Genomic DNA, 18542 nt, shown 5'->3' on the forward strand with positions numbered 1-18542 from the left:
TATTAAGCGGCCCATGATCGATTCTCGGTCTCGTCTCCAATCAGTTGTTGAAGTAGTGAGACTGTTCGAGGTCGTGGATCAGTGCAGGTTGCACAGGCCGCCATCCCAGAAGAATCTACAAGGTGGATCAATCACAGAAATGATTCAACTAACGGGAAACGATATTTGAATTTAGAACAGGGAGCACACTGCCGTGGCAAATGCTCCCTCTTTCATGGAAGTAACGGGCAGTACAGGTTAATACAGTAGCGTTGAAAAATGAAATATAAGGGATTAGGAGGCACGGATTTGCTCGTCTCGAAGTTTGCGCTGGGAACGATGATCTTCAGAGGTAAGAACTTTCCGATGAGTGTGGCGATGGGGGCGCTGAATAAGCAAGATCGTGTAGGTAGGGGGCATTTTCCTTTTTAAAATGACAATTGCCCTATTCCCCGTCCATATACCTAAAAAAGGCAGGGTCGGGGAGTGTCCTATCCTGCCTTCTTGGGTGTTATATGTTTTCTACTGTACTAACTTATCCAATTCTGGCTGCAATTTGGTCCGCAAAACATACAACATGATGGCACCAACAAGGAATGCGACCGCATCCGCAATGACAAGCGACCAGACCACCCCGTGGAAGCCGTTCATTTGATTGGCGATAAACAACACAGGAATCAGAGTAATTCCTTGAATAATTGACATAATAAACGCGGCAGTTCCTTGCGCTGATGCTTGGAAGATCCCGGTAAACAATGTGGTCATTCCTGTAATGAACAAGGATAGGAACGTCACATGTAGAATGTAGCTGCCCATTCCAATTAATTGCGAGTCATTTGTAAATAAACCAATTAAGTGGTCGGAAATCAAATAGACGATGATGCCAAATACGACTGCTAACGCCACAATCACTTTGATCGTAAATCCAATGGTATTCTTCATGCGTAATTTATTCGCTGTGAAAGAGAAGGCAATCAACGGCACGACTCCCTCGCATAAGCCCATCAGAATAAACTCAGGAAATTGCAATAAACGTGATGAAATTCCGTAAGCCGCTACGGCCCGATCCCCGTATTCGACAAGAAAATGGTTAAAGATGAGCGACATTGCACCCAAAAAGATACTCATAATAAAGACGGGAACTCCGATTTTGAATACATTGCTCAGAATGTCCTTGGTAGCCTTGAACCATTTTACGGAGACGGTTAAGAATTGGCTCTTATATCCCATATGGAAGGCGTAGAATGCACTCGCAACCAAGTTAGAAATGACCGTAGCAGACGCAACGCCGATCACATCCCAATGGAGCACGAAGATGACTAACGCGTCGAGAATAATATTTATAACAACACTGAGAATCATACCGATCATCGACGTGATTGCTGCGCCCTCCGAACGCACGATATTCTCCAGTGTGAAGAATAATACGACGAATGGTGAGCCAATAAGCATAATCGTGACATAGTCCTTCGTGAATCCGAAGGAGTCAGACGTTGCTCCCAGGCCATGAACGATTGGATTGATCAACGGGAGACCCACGGCCATCACGATAAGACCGAGAACTAAACTGCTGTAAAAGGCAAATGAAGACACATGCTTTACCTCATCATATTTTTTCTCTCCTAGCAAACGGGAGATGAATGTACCGCTACCCATGCCAATCAAATTGCCTAGCGCCATAATGATTGCGAATAACGGCAGGGTCAGTGCGAGTGCGGTTAACATGGCAGTATTGTGAAGTGTACCAAGGAAATAGGCATTCAAGATGGAATAAATGACACTCATTGACGTGCCTAGCATCATGGGTATAGCGAAGTGAGCTACGGCTTTTGCGACCGGTGCTTTTTCAAAGTAATGGAGGTTTTCTGCATCCATGCGGATCACTACTTTCTCTATTTATTTTGCCTTTCAGTCTAACACTGTTAGGTTGTGCCTTACAGTGTTAGATGGTATCATGAACCAATGAACCTGTAAAGCATAAACTTACACTGTTAGATAAAAGGGCGGATGACATGAAAAAGCAGCAACCTCAGATTTCGGAGGATAAGATTTTGGAAACCTCGTGGGAGCTTCTTGGAGAGGAGGGCATCGAGAAATTAAGCATGAGACGATTGGCCGACAGGTTAGGGATTCAGGCTCCCTCTCTGTACTGGTACTTCAAGAGCAAACAGCATCTCTACCAGCGTCTGGCCAACCAGGTATCGAAAATGATTCTGGAAGAGTTCCACTCCGAGGGGGAATGGAAGGAGCAGCTGACGGGGCTTGCGGTAACGGTACGGAACGTGCTCAGCCGATATCCCTGCTCCACGCAGCTCATGATGATGACGCTGCCCCACGAACCGGATATCATCCGGTTCACCAACCGTATGCTGCTCTGTGTGGAATCGACGCCGCTTGAGCAAGAGCAGAAAATGCAAGTGGTTACTACGCTTGTGAACTATGTCTTCTATTTCGTTCTAGACGATTATCAGCATGAGCGCAATGTCTCCGCTATCTTTAAGGACCAGAAAACGCATCCGGGTGAGGAGATGGTTCGCCTTCTGGACTCCATGAGCGAGACGGATGTGGGACTGTTTCGGAGGATGTTCACGAACGGGCTGTTCAATCTGATGGGAACTGACGGGGCGTTTGAGTTCGGCTTGAAGCTGATTCTGTTGGGGATTGAGCAGGTGATAAAGGAGCAGGAGAAGTAGTATGTAAAAACCACCCATCCGGTTATTGGATGGGCGGTTTCAATTAGGTTTACGTTTACCCTAAATTGTTGGTTCTTTTGGCGTAATCAAAACCTACGGGTGATCTTTTGAAAGAGGGTTAGATATCGAGTTTACGGGTACCGATCCATTTCACCATGTCAGGATCGCGATGTGAAAAGAACAGGCTCTGTTTCGTATCTAACGTAGTAATCGACTCCATATCCTCTTGGCTTAACTCAAAGTCAAAGATATCGAAGTTTTCGATAATTCTCTCTTTACGAACAGACTTTGGAATCACAACAACTTCTCTTTGTGCCAACCAGCGTAAAACCACCTGAGCAACGGATTTATTATACTTTTCAGCTATGGATACCAATATTTCATGCTGGAACAAGTTGTTTTTCCCTTCAGCAAAAGGCGCCCAGGATTCGATCTGAACATTATTCTCTTTCGTAAATTTTGCATGTTCAATTTGCCGGTTGAATGGGTGCATTTTCCAGTGATTTTTCAAATGCCTTTTTTGTACGCTCATAACCAGTATCCTGAACCCAAAGTTTCGTAGTGATAAATAACTCCTCTCTTGCCACGCCACTACGTTTGATCGCTCTGCCAACTGCTTCTTCATTTAGATAAGAGGCAGCGGTATCAATCAGCCGATAGCCTGCCATAATAGCGTCATAAACACTTTGTTCACATTCATTTGCATCTTGGATCTGATAAACACCAAAACCGAGTATAGGCATCTCAGTCCCATTGTTCAAAGTTACTTTTTGCATATAAAATCCTTAGTATTAGGGAAATACTTTTACGGAATGTAAGCAAAACTTAATTTAATTCGGGGTTCAACTATACCAGCTAATAGCTTGTCAACATTTCCAGCAAAATAATTAGAAACCTTATGGTATAGTGAAAAATAAGCATGCCAAACAACCTTCCAATTCGAGTTGTGTTGGAAGGTTATACCATTAACTTTTTGTTATGTCAGACGGAATGATTTCTTACTTTTTAAAATGGCATACAGCCAATGAACCAGCTTATTTGCACATGCCACTAGAGCAACTTTGTGAGGCTTTCCTTCGGCTCTTTTGCGGTCGTAAAAATCTTTAATCCGAGTGTTACGAGAACGGATCAACCCACACTGCACGGCCATAACTAGGGCATATCGAAGCTGCCGGGAACCGCGTTTGGTGATCCGATTTCGAGTTGCTGTGAACTTACCTGAAGCAAAAACACTGGGGTCAATGCCAGCAAACGCGACCAGTTTCTTTGGATGATCAAATCGGTCGACTTCTCCAATTTCCGATAAAATTGTTGCAGCAATTTTATGGCCAATACCAGGAATCGACTGAATCAAATCATACTCTTTCATCTCTTTTGCCAGGGCATCTATATTCTGTTCCAAATCAGCTAGATGCTCCTGGTATTGAAGAATAAGGGTGATCAGAATCTTTAAATTAATTAAATGGCTAGAGTACATCGTTTGTTGAAAGGGATTTTGTTTTGCTGCATTCATCAGCCTTTGAACTCGTTCATTAATCCAAGCTTCTGAACGACCTCGTTTTGAAGAAAGCAGAGCTCTGATTGAGATTTTAAGGGTTTCCTCATCCGCTTGCAGAACGGAAGATGATGTTGAGAACTCACTTAAGAAACGAAGAGAAACGTTCGAATACATAGCTCCGAAAACACCCTTGTATGCAGGGAAAACCTGATCCAGAACCGCCTGGAATTGCAGCTTTGTTTGCACGCACATCTTTGATAACGTCTCATATTGCCGCGTCAGATAACGCAGATTAAGCAGTTGCACGCCCCTTTTCTTAAAAGGCTCAAACTCTTCCCTGTAGTAAAGATCGCCCAAAAGATAAGCATCCGCAGCATCCGTTTTTACTTTGCGAAGATGGGACTTTCTAAGGCGATTTGAAATGAGCGGATTAATAACAATGTATAAATAGTGGTGTTCCTCTAGGAATTGAACGACAGGGCTTTGGTAGTGCCCAGTTGCCTCGAGAATCAGTGTAGGACGAAGTCCAACCGCATGCTCGACATCACGAATAGTTTGAAGGAGTTTCTCGAGTCCTTCTCGCGTATGCTCGAAATAAAACGTTCCTTTGTATGGTTTTCCACGATCTAAAAAAGCCTGTCCGTGGCTTTCTCCTTTAGAAATATCTAACCCGATAACAGGATTCATCTGACCTCTCCTTAATGTAAATTTGCCGGCAGCCTCTATAAATCTTCTTGTCGCTCCATAGCATCGCATGTGATACGGGATCTTTGTCCCAACCAGCCTCAATCATGGTCATGACAAGTAGAGGTGAACATTATAGCTCTCGGAATCTAGTCCCACGGGCAGGTGCGTTCGACCCGGCTACCTTAATCCTCAAAGCAAAGGCAAAAAGGATCAACCAGAAAGAACTGGTTGATCCCATAATACGAACGGGCAGGTTAGTTCAAATATGCGTTAATATTGATTATTTATGTAAGACCAATAAATTAATACGGGCTAACCCAGGTGATTTGTATAAGTTTAACCCACGAATTTTTCCTTCTAAGCAACCATTTTGATTTGAATTACTGATATGAGATTATAAGGGTGTAAAAAACGCCGGTCACCTTAAGCAGGTGACCGGCGTTTTCATATTAGCGTTTCGGCATTTTGCTCTCATCCATGTACAGCAGGTTCCAGCGGTGACCATCCAGGTCGGCAAATCCTGCGCCGTACATCCAGCCGTCAATTTCACTCGGCTTGCCAAAGATGTTTCCTCCGGCAAACTCTACTTTTTGAATAAAGGCATCTACTTCTTCTCTGCTTTCAGCGCCAATGGAAAATATTACTTCTGCGGTATTGGAAGTATCTGCGGTTTTTGAACCTGTGAATTGCTCAAACGCCGCATCCGGGAACAGCAGAATCGTTGTTTGGCCTATGGCAAGCTTGGATCTCTCGTTACCAACGCTCACCGCATGGAATCCAATCTCATTGAAAAAGGCAGTTGACCTCTCAACATCTTTGACCGGCAGGTTAATCCAGATATCCTGTGACATGGCTGTAGCCTCCTGGAATATTTTTTCAACTACTCCTACTATACTCTACTTCTGGCAGCAGAAGCGAATCTTATAAAAGAAACTGCAAGGTATGACATTCCTGTCATGCATTCTGCGGTTTCCTTAGTAAACTTATTTACTTCTCTGCTCCAGCATCGTCTCCGTCAAGGTATCGATCTAGCCAAGAAATGGATTTCGCATCAAAGTAGAAGTGCGTTTTGTAATCCAGTCTATAGAGAAGCACCCTCAGCGCGAAACATATAATTACTGAAATTAAATTTTTGGGACTAAAGTAGAATTAAAACATTGAACTAACGAGAAACGATAGTTCAATGTTAAAGTGGTGGTCTCGAAAGGTTGAAATCCTATATAAATCGGTTGAAAATGTTGATTTTACCAATGGACAAGGATTTGTACAATAGAGTTGTATCGCTTACATTTCCAAGGAGGTTGCGGCGAAATGAAGAGACTTCAGGTGATTGGCAAGCAAATAAGGACCCCGAAATCCAAAAGGAGGCCGTGTTGATGAAATTTAAGGGAATATTGGCGGCGTTTTTATTTTTAACCACAGCGTCTGTGTTGTTTGGAGTGCATACGGCAGAGGCCCATGAACTAACCAATGACAAGCTAACGATTCAGACAGGCGAGCATGGAGAAATCTCATCCATACGTATCAAAGGAGATGCTTTCCCGACTGAATATGTGATGAATGCAACGGTTACACCTGAGCAGAACACCGCAGATCATCAGTGGCTAGGGGAGCTGATGTTCACGTATCGATTGGATGGAGGTAGCTGGACGAAAGCATGGACGAACAAGTCGGCAGACGCACGCAAGATCACAATCAGTGGTAACCGTGTCACTGTCACGTACGAGAACTCTACTAATGCAGAAGGCATACGCAATTTTAAAGTCATCGAAACGTATTCGGCAGAGTCGAATGGTTCGGTGTTGTGGAATATACAGGTACAGAATACAAGTGGGAAAAAATTGGAGATTGGCGATTTCGGTTTGCCTCTGCCTTTTAATGAGCAATGGACTAATGGTGATGCGATCTACGAAACTAGAGTGGTGACGCATTCCTTTGTCGGCAATAACAGCTCCTATATTACAGCTGGGCGTCCCAGCGGCATTGGCTCTTCCCTTTTGCTGATTCCTGATTCGACAACAGGTGCGGGTTTTGAATATCAGGATCACTGGCGGGATGAGGAGCATCCGGGCAGCAAATGGGCCTGGAATCCGGCCAATGAAGGTAAATGGCTGGAAGGGCTGAATGTATTTTATATTCATTCCAATGTCATCAAGTCCACCAACCGGGGCTATTTGCCCAATACAAGCCTGATCCTGAATCCCGGTCAAAGCAAAAACTATGGCTTCAAGTTTCTGGCTGTGAAGGACGAGCATGATGTAAAAGATACGTTGTACCAAGAAAACTTGGTGGATACAACAGTCGTACCCGGCATGATCGTGCCTACGAATCAAAAGGCGAAGGTGGACCTGCGCTCCAAGCAGGCGATCAGCAAAGTAACCTATCCCGACGGAACCGTTATTCCAGAGACGGATAGCAAGGCTGGAGGACACCACATTTATGAATTGAAATTTACTAAATTGGGTCCGAATTTCATAACGGTAGAATACGGCAATGGCAGCAAAACGGTTCTACAATTTTATGCCATCGAGCCGATTGATCAAGCGCTGCAACGGCACGCTACATTTATGGTCGACAAAACCCAATGGAATGTACCGGGTGATCTGCGCGACAAGGTATTTGACGATTGGATGATGCATACCAAATCCAAACGGAACATTTTCAACGGCTACTGGGGCTGGGGAGACGATTGGGGTCTGACGCACGGACAGTTCCTGGCTGAGAAAAACACACTGTCTCCGGTCGTTAAAGAGGTGCGGGCCGTAGACGATTATTTGGAAACGGCGATCTGGACGAATCTGATGAACGGACATCATGAGGATTATTTAATTCATGATTTCTTGATGCCAGAGCCTAACGATACACCGACCTATCGAGGGTATGCTTATCCGCATGTATACAACACGTATTTCAGCATGTACAAGATTGCCAAGGAATACCCGGATCTTGTTACTTACAAGCATCCAAAGGAAACGTATTTGCTGCGGGCGTATAACATTTTCAAAGCATTGTATGAAGGGCCAGTCGCGTACAACTGGGAAACAGGTTTGATGGGCGAACTGACCACACCGGATATTATTCAGGCACTTCATGATGAAGGCTATGATGATGAAGCGAATGATCTTAAGGAAAAAATGGATCGTAAATATAACAATTTTAAAAATACAAAGTATCCTTATGGTTCTGAATATAGCTATGACAATACAGGGGAAGAAGCTGTATATACGTTAGCCAAGCAGAATATAGATACAGAGGGCGAGCAAAGTAAAGCCCTGGAAATGATGGGTAAAATCAATGCCAAAACCCGTGCGGCACGCGGTCACATGCCCGTATGGTACTACTACACCGATCCGGTGACGATTACCGGGGAGAACTGGTTTAACTTCCAGTACACGACTTCGCTCGCTGGATATGCGATGGATGACTGGATTCGCCATCATGAGGACAATCACCGTGAGGAACAACAACGGTTGTCCTATGCAGCTAAAATTGCCAATGTCGGAGCGATTAACTCCGGACAAATCAGCTCGGACCCTGAGAACATCGGGGCGGTCGCATGGACGTATCAAGCGGAAAAAGGTAATAACGGCACGAACGGCACTGGCGGCGGTAAAAATGTTCCGCTTTTTAACGGCTGGCGCGGCATGAGCGGTGAGGCTGATCTCGGATTGTTCGGTGCACTCAAAACATTAAGTGCTGATATCGCGATTGATCCTATTTTCGGATTGACGGGCTACGGTGCAGAGGTGAGCAAAAGCGGCAACGTGTATACGATCAAGCCGCTGGATGGCCTGTTTAAGCGAATCAATCTGATCACGGAAAAGATGTATATCGAGCTGGAAAAGGACCAATATACTGAAGCCAAGCTGGCAACTTCCAAGGATTATGTGTGGCTTCAGTTGAAAAATCAAACGCCAGGCCAAGCTCATTCCACGTACATTACATTTGACGGTTTGAAGAAAGGAACGTATTTGGTTAAAGTAGGCGGTCAATCACAAGGGAAGTTTAATGCATATGCGCCTTCCAACAAGCTTAAATTGGAGATGGGTACAGCATCCTCCTACACGGTAGAGCTGACACCGACCACACCTGATCCAAACAAAGCACCTGCCGTGGATGCTGGCAAAGATTCGAAGGTGAAGCTGCCAGATCAGATCATTCTGAAAGGCACAGCTACGGATGATGGACTTCCACAAGGCAAGGTGACGAGCGAATGGAGTCTGGTTGAAGGACCGCAGGACGCGAAGGTCACATTCAGCAGCAAAACATCGCTTCGCACGAAGGTGGACGTTTCCGAGCCGGGAACGTATGTGTTCAAGCTGACAGCCAGCGATTCTCAGTTGTCAGCGGAGGCTAAAGTAACGGTGGTAGCTGAACCGGCGGATCCGTTACTTGAACAGATTGCAGTTTACAAGTTTGATGAAACCAGCGGTTCTGTAGTTGCGGATTCATCGGACAGTGGCAATGATGCTGCCGTGAAGGGAACGGCTGCATGGGCTGCGGGTAAAACAGGTAATGCTGTTAGCCTGAACGGCAAGGATAGCTATGTGCAACTTCCGGCGGGTATTGTCAGTCGGGCACAGCAATTGACCGTTTCCGGCTGGGTCAAAGCGAACAGCCTGAGCGATTATGTACGGATTTTTGACTTCGGCTCCGGGACGAATGAATATATGTTCCTGACGCCTAAAGCAGGAAATACCATGCTGTTTGCCATTACCAACCAAGGCAACGGGCAGGGACAGGAGCAGACGATTGAAGGCCCAGTACTGCCGACAGGCGTATGGAAGCATGTTGCGGTCACGCTCTCGGGTTCCACAGGTATTTTGTACGTGGATGGAAAAGAAGTGGGACGCAATACCAACCTGACTCTGAACCCTACCAGTCTGGGACAGACCAAAAATAATTTTATCGGCAAATCTCAGTACCCTGATCCTTATTTCAATGGTCTGGTGGATGAATTCCGGATCTACAGCCGTGCTTTGAATGCTTCTGAGGTAGCAGGTTTGGTCTCCGGTACAGCACAAAGCCTAACGGGAGTCGAGAAAATTACGGCTTTAAAAGAAGTAAACGTGACGACTCGTACGGGTGAAAAACCCGAACTGCCAAGCGTAGTGGAAGCTACGTATGGCGAAGGCTCCACTAAATGGGTGGCTGTGGAATGGGAGGGTATAGACCCTGCACAATATGCTGCTCCAGGTTCGTTTGAGTTGAAGGGCAAAGTAGAAGGAACAGAGTTAAAGGCAATGGCGAAGGTAACCGTGATTGAGGCAGGGGCTGCGGTTCCATCGGTAACACCGGTTGGCCCGGAGAATTCAGTAACCCCGCCAACTACGACATCCCCGGTAACATCTGCCTTACCGCCTCGACCTGTCAGCTCCGCTAAATCAGCGGGGGTATTCTGAATGGGCGGCAACAACGCATAGTCATGACTAATTTTTCCCATCGTCACTTTCCTCCTATAAAGGGGAGAGTGGCGGTGGGTATCCTTGCATTTGGAGTGCAAAGCTGCGAACAAAATGTGAATGGGGGAAAAGTATGAGCAAGATTACATTTCTGGGTGCAGGCAGTACGGTATTTGCTAAAAATGTGCTTGGCGATTGTATGTTGACGCCTGCTTTGCAGGGCTTTGAACTAGCGTTGTTCGATATTGACCCCGTAAGGCTGAAAGATTCAGAAAATATTTTATCCAATTTGAAAAAAACAACAGGGAGCACCTGTGTGATCCGCTCCTACACTGACCGCAAGGAAGCACTGCGTGGAGCAACTTATGTGGTAAATGCCATCCAGGTGGGTGGCTATGATCCGTGTACAATTACGGATTTTGAAATTCCCGAAAAATACGGTCTGCGCCAAACGATTGCCGATACGGTCGGCATTGGTGGCATTTTCCGCAATTTACGCACGATTCCGGTAATGCTCGATTTTGCGGCAGACGTGCGTGAGGTGTGCCCGGATGCTTGGTTTCTCAACTACACCAATCCGATGGCAGTGCTGACGAATGTAATGAACGTTTATGGCGGTGTCCGTACGGTAGGGCTGTGTCATAGCGTGCAGGCGTGTATACCGGAGCTGTTCAAAAGCCTTGGGCTGGAGCAGGAAGGTGTAAAGGCAAAAATCGCAGGCATCAATCATATGGCGTGGCTGCTCGAAGTGAGCAAGGATGGTGTAGATTTATATCCTGAGATTAAAAAACGAGCCGCCGCTAAACAGCAGGAAAAGCATCATGATATGGTACGCTTTGAAATGATGCTAAAATTCGGCTATTACATTACAGAATCGTCCGAGCATAATGCGGAATATCATCCGTATTTTATCAAACGGGCATACCCTGAGCTGATCGAGCGCTTCAATATTCCTTTGGATGAATACCCGCGCCGCTGTGTGAACCAGATTGCACGATGGGAAACGATGCGTGAGGAGCTTTTGGGCGATCAGGATTTGCGTCATGAACGGTCAAACGAGTATGCCTCTTATATATTTGAGGCGATCGAAACGAATCAGCCTTTTGCCATTGGTGGCAATGTGATGAACACAGGCTTAATTACCAATCTGCCGAAGGAAGCCTGTGTAGAGGTACCTTGTCTGGTGAATCGTAACGGGGTTACGCCAACCTTTGTCGGGGATTTGCCACCCCAATGTGCTGCACTGAACCGGACGAATATTAATACCCAGCTGTTAACGATTGAAGCTGCAATCACCGGGAAAAAGGAGCACATTTATCATGCTGCTATGTTGGACCCGCACACGTCCGCAGAGCTGTCCATAGATGATATCGTTTCTCTGTGTGATGACCTGATCGCAGCGCACGGGGAATGGCTCCCACCCTATGTGTAAGGGAGACAGATGAATGGGAGGCCGGGGTCGTCAAAAGTTCGCCGGGATTCCTACAATCCGTGGGAAATTTATTGTACTGACGCTGGTACTCACCGTCATTCCGATGGTGGTATTGACCTTTACCTTTTACCGGATCGCGGCCCATTCCATCGGTGAGAAATCAGAAGCATTAGCTATGCAGTCTCGGCAAATGAGTGAAAATTACGTCAATGCGACGCTTTCCGATTTGAATGACCTGACCAATGCCATTCTCAGCAATCCTGATGTGCAGTCCATGCTGGAGACCAAGCCGGAAGATGATTATGAATATTTACGGAACGATGAAACACTCAGTATGGTTGTCCGTACGCAAACCCAGACCAAGCCGTATATCACGTCCTCTCTCATATATGCCGCCAATGGCGGGCTCAAGCATTCTCTCTATCAGGGGAATGTTTCGGTCCGTTTTGGCGGCCTTCCTACATTAGAGGAAGCACGTGTGTACTATCGCCGCCTGCTCGCCGAGCGGCCCATGATGTGGATGGCTCATTCGCCGTTTGAATCAGGACGCGGGATGGCGAGGGATCGCATCTATGTGGGGAAGCTACTTCGAAAAACGACTGGAGATTACGCACCCCTCGGATTTTTGCTGCTGGAAATCGACAAGGCTAGTCTGTTTCGGGGGCTTGCTTTTCATGAGACAGACGGCAATACCCAGATGTGGGTGCTGGATCAGGAGGGCGAGCCTGTATACCGATTGCCGGAGCAAAGCGTTGCGGATCAAGCGCTATTGCGGCAGATTGCTAAATCGGCTGTGGATAGGCCAGTGCTTACGAAGGACTGGAGAACATGGAACGGTCGCCAAACGATGATCTCTTACGGCCCGTTAAATGAAGGACAATGGACGCTGCTGCAAAAAGTCGATCAGTCTGTGCTGTTCGAGGATGCGCGGAAAATTGGTGCCTGGACCATCTGGACTTTTCTGGTTGCACTGATGCTGGGCTGGATGCTGTCTTATCGGCTGAGTGACACGATTCGTCGCCCCCTGCTTCAATTGAGCCGATTAATGGCGGTCGATGGGAGTGTGAATGCTACAGGCTCAGCCCAAGCTTTCGAAGCTCCTACTTCCGTTGTTTTTAATCCTAAGGATGAGGTAGGGCAGATCGGGGAGCGTTTTCTTCATATGATGCAAAAAAATCATGAACTGTACGATCAGGTCTACGAAGCGTTGCTGTCGCGTAAGCAGGCTGAGTTCCGCGCGCTTCAGGCGCAGATTAATCCGCATTTTTTGTACAACACGCTGGAGTCACTGAAGGGAATGGCATTGGCGAATGGGCAACGGGATATGGCAGAGGTAATCGGTGCCTTCGGTAAATGTTTTCGCATTTCACTAAGTTATGGCCGAGAGCAAATCAGTTTGGGACAGGAAGTTGAGCATGTAAGCGCCTATGTGAAGGTGCAGCAGTTCAGGTTTAGGAATTCGTTCGAGTGGATTTGCGAGGTAGAGGAGGATATTTGCGGATTTTATGTACCCAAACTAATCCTCCAGCCGCTCGTCGAAAATGCTATTTACCACGGTTTAAAAGGGCGCACCGACCATGGCTATATCATGTTATCCGGCACAAGGGAAGGGGATATGTTGCGTTTGACGGTCAGTGATGATGGGGGCGGTATTGGAGCCGAGCGTCTGGACGATATTCGGAAGTCGCTAGATGCCGAGCGGGGAAGTGCTATTGGCTTTGGACTGCGCAACGTACATGAACGTCTTGGGCATTATGGTCCGCAATATGGACTGTCCGTGACAAGCGAGCCGGGTCAGTACACTTCGGTTACCTTGCTGGCACCCATTCGAACTGAATAAGAAAGGGGAGGATGGCATGTACCGGCTGCTGATTGTGGACGACGAATATCATATTCGGGAAGGACTGAAGCTGATGGTGGCGGAAAGTGGCCTGTCAGTGGAAGTCAGTGATGTGGCGGGAGACGGCGCAACGGCATTACGTTTGTATACGGAGCAGCGACCGGACATGGTTTTACTGGATATTAATTTACCGGATATGAGTGGACTGGACGTAGCAAAAACCATTCGGGAAAAGGATCAGCAGACCCCGTTATTATTCCTGACAGGGTACGAATCTATGACGTATATTCGTCAGGCAGTCTCGCTTCAAGCGGTCGATTATTTGCTCAAGCCGGTGACCAGCGAGGATTTCGAAGCGGCATTGGGCCGGGCTGAGGATCGTATTGCGCAATGGCGAAGAAGCGAGGAGGAAGCGATTCACCGCCATCGTTCATTGGAGCCATTGTACAGGGAGCATCTGCTGCTGGATTTGCTCCAGCAGCGGCGTCCTGCAGCCGAGGTCATTCGGGAGATGGACGGGCTGAGATTTTTCAGTGAGACGAGTGGGCCGCCTTATACTGTGCTGTGTTGCGAGCTGGAGGAGGCGGCGCAGCAGGAAGCAACCGCAACTAGCAAGCTACACGGTTCCATGCATAAAAACAGCCATGTATTCGCTGGACTGGCTGGGGAGGCTGCGGCAGCAGCCGGGGCGAAGGCGCACAGTGCAGCGGTTTCCCGCGATCGGCGTGTTGTGCTGCTGGCGATGGCATCTTGCAGGGCGGCGGAGCGGACGGCACAGCAGATTCGGCAGACCGTGCAGGAACAATTGAGCCAGGGCGTGTCCATCGGGATTAGCCGTCCCGTACAACGGATGGAGCAACTTCCCGAAGCGTATGAGGAAGCTGTGCAAGCGGCGGAGCATCGGGGTTGGGTGGGCTATAGCCAGATCATCCCCTATGAGAGCATTCAGGCGGCCGAGCTGAACAGCAGTCAATTACTGGAGAAGGAACTGCTGATGATTACGGAAATTCGAGCCGGTAATGATGCTGCCGTACATGCAATTTTACAGGAATGGTCAGGACAGTTGGCAGGGTTGCCATTCAAGCAGGTGAAAATGATTGTCACTCAGCTCGTGTTGTTCGTCATGCGGATCGTTCAGAGTGATGAATCTGTAGGACAAACGTCCATGCAGGAGCAGGACCCGTTGTTGGAGCTGTCCCGATTACGACATGGGACCGAGATGGTTGATTATGTATCGCGCTATTTTGTCCGGGTGGGTCGACATGTCCGAGAATCACGCGAGAAGGGCATTCCACGCAAATTTCAACGAGCCAAGGAATGGATTCGGGAGCACCTTCAGGAGGATGGTGGGCTGAACCGTCTGGCAGAGTACATGAATATGAGCCCCAAATATTTGAGTACCCGTTTCAAACAGGTTACAGGTGAAAGCTTCGCCGACTACCAGACGCGTGTTCGCTTTGAGCGAGCCCGAGAACTGCTGCTGGACCCGAATCGCAAGGTGGCGGAGGTAGCGGAGCTTGTGGGATTCACAGATACGAACTATTTTAGCATTGCCTTTAAAAAGCACACCGGACTGACCCCGACGGAGTTTCGTAAAACATTTTTGTAAACGCGCTGTTAAAAAAATCATACCAAAACAAAGAGAGTCTGGAGTCGTTGGGTGGTCGGCTCTGGGCTCTCGGCGCATAATAAGCTTGTAAGGAGAAACCAGTTCAGGAAGGGGCCGGTTGATTTGCTGAAACGAAGGTTACGGACATGGATGGCTCTCGTGATGACGGCGGTGTTGACAGGGCTAACGGCTTGCAGTGGTAACGCTGGCGAACCGGCTAATCCCAATGCGGTCGAACTCAAGTTTATGTACTGGGGAAGCAATGACGAGAAGCAGGCGATGGAAAAAATGATTCAAAGCTTTAATGCATCCCACCCGAACATCCGGGTGAAGGGCGAGCATGTCCCTGGTGACTACACGACGAAAATTAATACGTTAATGGCTGCCAATCAGCTTCCTGATATCGCCTACCTGGGCGATTCCCTCACGATGAAATGGGCAAGTGAAGGCAGACTCCTGGATTTATCCTCTTATTATGGCGAATATCCCGAATTAAAAAACAAGCTCAAATCCTCCTATCTCTACAGTGAATCCGGCAAGTCGATCGGCAATTACACCGCATTGGAAGTGATGCAGTTATTTTACAACAAGGAGTTGTTTACAGAAGCAGGGGTACCCGTCCCTCCGGCTGATCCTCAAAAAGCATGGACATGGGAAGAATTTCTGGAAATTGCCAAAAAGCTAACCAAGGATCAGAACGGCAAGCATCCGGGAGACAGCGGATTTGATCCGAAAAATATTGTGCAATACGGCTTTGCCTTCGGCAATGATCGTAGCTCCTGGGGGCCGCTCTTAGCGAGCAACGGCGGAGGTTTGACCGACAAAACGGGCAAAAAGTATACCCTGAACAGTCCTGAATCGGTAGAGGTATTTCAGAAGCTGCAGGATCTGGTTTTTAAGGAGCATGTTTCTCCTGATTTGATCCAGCAGCAGGACATGCCGTCCAATACAATTCGTCTCCAGACGAGGAAGGTCGCGATGGTGGTAGACGGAACATGGTCTCTGCTCGATTTTTCGAACAACAAGCAGCTGCAATGGAGTATCGGCGTTCTGCCGAAGCTAAAAGAGCCCAAAACAATGATTGTTGCGGGAGCCACGGTCATTTTCCAGAGCACCAAGCACCCAAAAGAAGCGCTCGAATTTTATTTATACCATAACAATCCCGAAAAGGTGGATCTGTTCAAGTCCGGTCTTTGGATGCCTATCGAGGAAAAATACTATACCGATGAGCAGGCTATCCAGTCATGGACGAACAATGCCGCACATCCACCGGAATTTCAAAAGGCTGGCATTGAGTATGCCAGAGATTATGCGATCAAGCCGTCAACTTCGACCCTTCGCAACTGGCCTGATATCGGTTCCAAGCTGACCCCGGGGCTGGATCTGATCTGGACGAACAAGAAGACGCCGCAGCAGGCGCTGGATGAACTGGAACCTATCATTCAGCCATTGCTTCAAGGCGTATACCCGGATGAATAATGCGGCGGGACAGCTGCGAAAGGAGAACAGCCCATGAAGCGACCAAAATCAGGAATGATGCGCATGGAGCGAAACTGGGGTCTGCTATTCGCGCTTCCTGCCATCCTCGGATTAATGATTTTTACAATTGGACCGATCGCGGCCTCGTTCGTATTCAGCTTAACCGATTGGACGATTGGCGGACAGATGACCTTTATTGGATTGGATAATTACCGAACCATTTTGACTGAAGATAATACCTTTTCCCAATCCATGTTCGTGACCACATATTATGCACTGGGCAGCGTACCTCTAGGCTTGGCGGCGGCTTTTATCATTGCGCTGTTATTAAATCAAAAGGTGAAGGGTTTGTCGGTGTTCCGCACGATTTATTATTTACCTACCATTGTACCGAGTATTGCCAACACGATGCTGTGGCTGTGGATGTTCAACCCGGATTTTGGACTGTTAAATTCGCTGCTGGAGGGCGTTGGACTGCCGGGGAGCAAATGGATTTATGATGAGAGCACTGCAATACCCTCGCTGATCATGATGAGCACCTGGGGGATCGGGAACACGGTCATTATCTTTTTGGCGGGACTTCAGTCGGTTCCCACTCATCTGTATGAAGCAGCTGAGGTAGACGGCGGCAATAGGTGGCATAAATTTTTTCACATTACCATTCCTTCGATGACACCAACCATTTTCTTCAATCTGGTCATGTCTTTAATCAGCACCTTTCAGGCCTTCAATCAGGCATATGTTATGACCAACGGGGGGCCGAATAATTCAACGCTGTTCTATGTGTTCTACTTGTGGCGTACGGCCTTTACGGAGACTAAAATCGGCTACGCCTCAGCGCTGGCCTGGATCTTATTTTTCGTCATCATGGTGCTAACGGTTCTGATTTTCTCCACATCCAAAAAGTGGGTCCACTATGAAGGAGGGGAACGTTCATGAATCAGGTCACTTCTTCTGTCAATTCTTCAGAAACACCACAACATCCGCTTCCACAGCCTGAACGTTCCCGAAGTCCTGCGACCGCCACCCATTCCAAACCCTTCCCACTCAGCCGTGTTGTACTGTATATCGTTTTAATTATAGGTAGTGTTTTAATGCTGTTGCCATTTGCATGGCTTATTCGCAGCTCTCTGATGGGGACATCGCAAATTTTCGTGTTCCCGCCGGAGTGGATACCCTCTCCTTTTCAATGGAGCAATTACCCGGAGGCGCTGACTTCAGTACCGTTCGGCAGGTATTTTATGAATACGTTCATGATTGAGGTGTGTGTGCTGGCAGGAGTGATGTTGACCTCAATTGTGTCGGCGTTTACCTTTGCCCGCCTGCGCTGGCCTGGACGTAATCTGATTTTTTCCCTGCTGATCGGGTCGATGATGTTGCCTTACGCGGTGACGCTCATTCCCACTTTCGTGATGTGGCGTGAGCTGGGCGGGCTGAATACATTTTTGCCACTGATTGTTCCTGCATGGTTTGGTGGAGGGGCGTTTAACATCTTCTTGATGCGACAATTCATGCTGACGATCCCGCGCGATCTAGACGAAGCGGCTTATATGGACGGAGGTACGCCTCTGACTGTACTCTGGCGTGTCATTATTCCTTTATCTTCGCCTGCATTGATCGTGATCGGAATATTTACATTTATTGATGTGTGGAACGATTTTTTGGGCCCGATTATTTACTTAAGTGACGAAAAGCATTTTACGCTAGCGCTGGGGCTAGCGACTTTCCGGGGATTAAACAATACCAACTGGCCTTACCTGATGGCGGCTTCCAGCACGATTTTGGCTCCGATCGTCCTGATATTTTTTATCGGACAACGCTATTTTATCGAAGGCATCACATTGACAGGGATTAAAGGCTAAAGGAAGTTAGGACGCGCTGGTGTGTTCTAAGGCATATGCCTTGAAAAGAGATGTGGAATAA

Annotated in this window: 12 protein-coding genes and 1 pseudogene; 9 read left to right on the forward strand and 4 right to left on the reverse strand. The window is 47.5% G+C overall.

Translation table 11 applies throughout. The features are described from left to right. The first annotated feature begins 258 nt into the window (after nt 1-258). Entirely contained in the window at nt 259-411 is a 153-nt protein-coding gene (locus tag MKY75_RS04990) for a hypothetical protein (protein WP_161626959.1), read from the forward strand. A gap of 90 nt (nt 412-501) precedes the next feature. On the opposite strand, the gene MKY75_RS04995 is transcribed toward MKY75_RS04990, so the two are convergent. Beyond that, a complete protein-coding gene (locus tag MKY75_RS04995) occupies nt 502-1854 on the reverse strand; it encodes an MATE family efflux transporter (protein ID WP_165150857.1) in 1353 nt (450 codons plus the stop codon). A gap of 137 nt (nt 1855-1991) precedes the next feature. On the opposite strand from MKY75_RS04995, the gene MKY75_RS05000 reads away from it, so the two are divergent. Beyond that, nucleotides 1992-2672: a TetR/AcrR family transcriptional regulator gene (locus MKY75_RS05000; RefSeq protein WP_165150858.1), complete on the forward strand. Its 681-nt coding sequence runs from the start codon at nt 1992-1994 to the stop codon at nt 2670-2672. Nucleotides 2673-2790: 118 nt separating this feature from the next. Here the strand turns inward: MKY75_RS05000 and MKY75_RS05005 are convergent. The 3 genes and pseudogenes from MKY75_RS05005 to MKY75_RS05015 all read right to left on the reverse strand — a co-directional run bounded on the left by MKY75_RS05005 (nt 2791) and on the right by MKY75_RS05015 (nt 5708). Beyond that, nucleotides 2791-3448, reverse strand: a pseudogene (locus MKY75_RS05005) (aldo/keto reductase). Between the two features lie 200 nt (nt 3449-3648). After that, nucleotides 3649-4857, reverse strand: a complete 1209-nt coding sequence (locus MKY75_RS05010; RefSeq protein ID WP_165150870.1) for an IS110 family transposase — start codon at nt 4855-4857, stop codon at nt 3649-3651. 449 nt (nt 4858-5306) lie between these two features. Further along, nucleotides 5307-5708, reverse strand: coding sequence for a VOC family protein (locus tag MKY75_RS05015; RefSeq protein WP_029514787.1), 402 nt, complete (start codon nt 5706-5708; stop codon nt 5307-5309). A 525-nt stretch (nt 5709-6233) separates the two neighbouring features. Here MKY75_RS05015 and MKY75_RS05020 point away from each other — a divergent pair. From MKY75_RS05020 to MKY75_RS05050, 7 genes are all read left to right on the forward strand, one after another. Beyond that, a complete protein-coding gene (locus MKY75_RS05020) occupies nt 6234-10259 on the forward strand; it encodes a DUF5695 domain-containing protein (RefSeq protein ID WP_340884507.1) in 4026 nt (1341 codons plus the stop codon). A 133-nt stretch (nt 10260-10392) separates the two neighbouring features. After that, entirely contained in the window at nt 10393-11691 is a 1299-nt protein-coding gene (locus MKY75_RS05025; RefSeq protein ID WP_340884509.1) for an alpha-glucosidase/alpha-galactosidase, read from the forward strand. Between the two features lie 13 nt (nt 11692-11704). Next, a complete protein-coding gene (locus tag MKY75_RS05030) occupies nt 11705-13531 on the forward strand; it encodes a sensor histidine kinase (protein WP_029514792.1) in 1827 nt (608 codons plus the stop codon). Nucleotides 13532-13547: 16 nt separating this feature from the next. Beyond that, nucleotides 13548-15140 carry a response regulator gene (locus MKY75_RS05035; RefSeq protein ID WP_340884512.1) on the forward strand — a complete coding sequence of 531 codons (1593 nt, stop codon included), beginning with the start codon at nt 13548-13550 and terminating at the stop codon, nt 15138-15140. Between the two features lie 123 nt (nt 15141-15263). Continuing rightward, nucleotides 15264-16619: an ABC transporter substrate-binding protein gene (locus tag MKY75_RS05040; protein ID WP_340884514.1), complete on the forward strand. Its 1356-nt coding sequence runs from the start codon at nt 15264-15266 to the stop codon at nt 16617-16619. 33 nt (nt 16620-16652) lie between these two features. Beyond that, nucleotides 16653-17558: a carbohydrate ABC transporter permease gene (locus MKY75_RS05045; protein WP_039269383.1), complete on the forward strand. Its 906-nt coding sequence runs from the start codon at nt 16653-16655 to the stop codon at nt 17556-17558. Beyond that, entirely contained in the window at nt 17555-18481 is a 927-nt protein-coding gene (locus tag MKY75_RS05050) for a carbohydrate ABC transporter permease (protein WP_340884515.1), read from the forward strand. Before MKY75_RS05045 ends, MKY75_RS05050 begins: the two co-directional genes overlap by 4 nt. The last annotated feature ends 61 nt before the right edge of the window (nt 18482-18542 follow it).

It is taken from the genome of Paenibacillus sp. FSL L8-0663 (genome assembly GCF_038008125.1).
GTDB lineage: Bacteria > Bacillota > Bacilli > Paenibacillales > Paenibacillaceae > Paenibacillus > Paenibacillus polymyxa_D.

Coding starts and splice junctions, on each gene's coding strand:
- MKY75_RS04990 (WP_161626959.1), top strand. CDS start 259: ATGAAATATAAGGGATTAGGAGGCACGGATTTGCTCGTCTCGAAGTTT.
- MKY75_RS04995 (WP_165150857.1), bottom strand. CDS start 1,854: ATGGATGCAGAAAACCTCCATTACTTTGAAAAAGCACCGGTCGCAAAA.
- MKY75_RS05000 (WP_165150858.1), top strand. CDS start 1,992: ATGAAAAAGCAGCAACCTCAGATTTCGGAGGATAAGATTTTGGAAACC.
- MKY75_RS05010 (WP_165150870.1), bottom strand. CDS start 4,857: ATGAATCCTGTTATCGGGTTAGATATTTCTAAAGGAGAAAGCCACGGA.
- MKY75_RS05015 (WP_029514787.1), bottom strand. CDS start 5,708: ATGTCACAGGATATCTGGATTAACCTGCCGGTCAAAGATGTTGAGAGG.
- MKY75_RS05020 (WP_340884507.1), top strand. CDS start 6,234: ATGAAATTTAAGGGAATATTGGCGGCGTTTTTATTTTTAACCACAGCG.
- MKY75_RS05025 (WP_340884509.1), top strand. CDS start 10,393: ATGAGCAAGATTACATTTCTGGGTGCAGGCAGTACGGTATTTGCTAAA.
- MKY75_RS05030 (WP_029514792.1), top strand. CDS start 11,705: ATGGGAGGCCGGGGTCGTCAAAAGTTCGCCGGGATTCCTACAATCCGT.
- MKY75_RS05035 (WP_340884512.1), top strand. CDS start 13,548: ATGTACCGGCTGCTGATTGTGGACGACGAATATCATATTCGGGAAGGA.
- MKY75_RS05045 (WP_039269383.1), top strand. CDS start 16,653: ATGAAGCGACCAAAATCAGGAATGATGCGCATGGAGCGAAACTGGGGT.
- MKY75_RS05050 (WP_340884515.1), top strand. CDS start 17,555: ATGAATCAGGTCACTTCTTCTGTCAATTCTTCAGAAACACCACAACAT.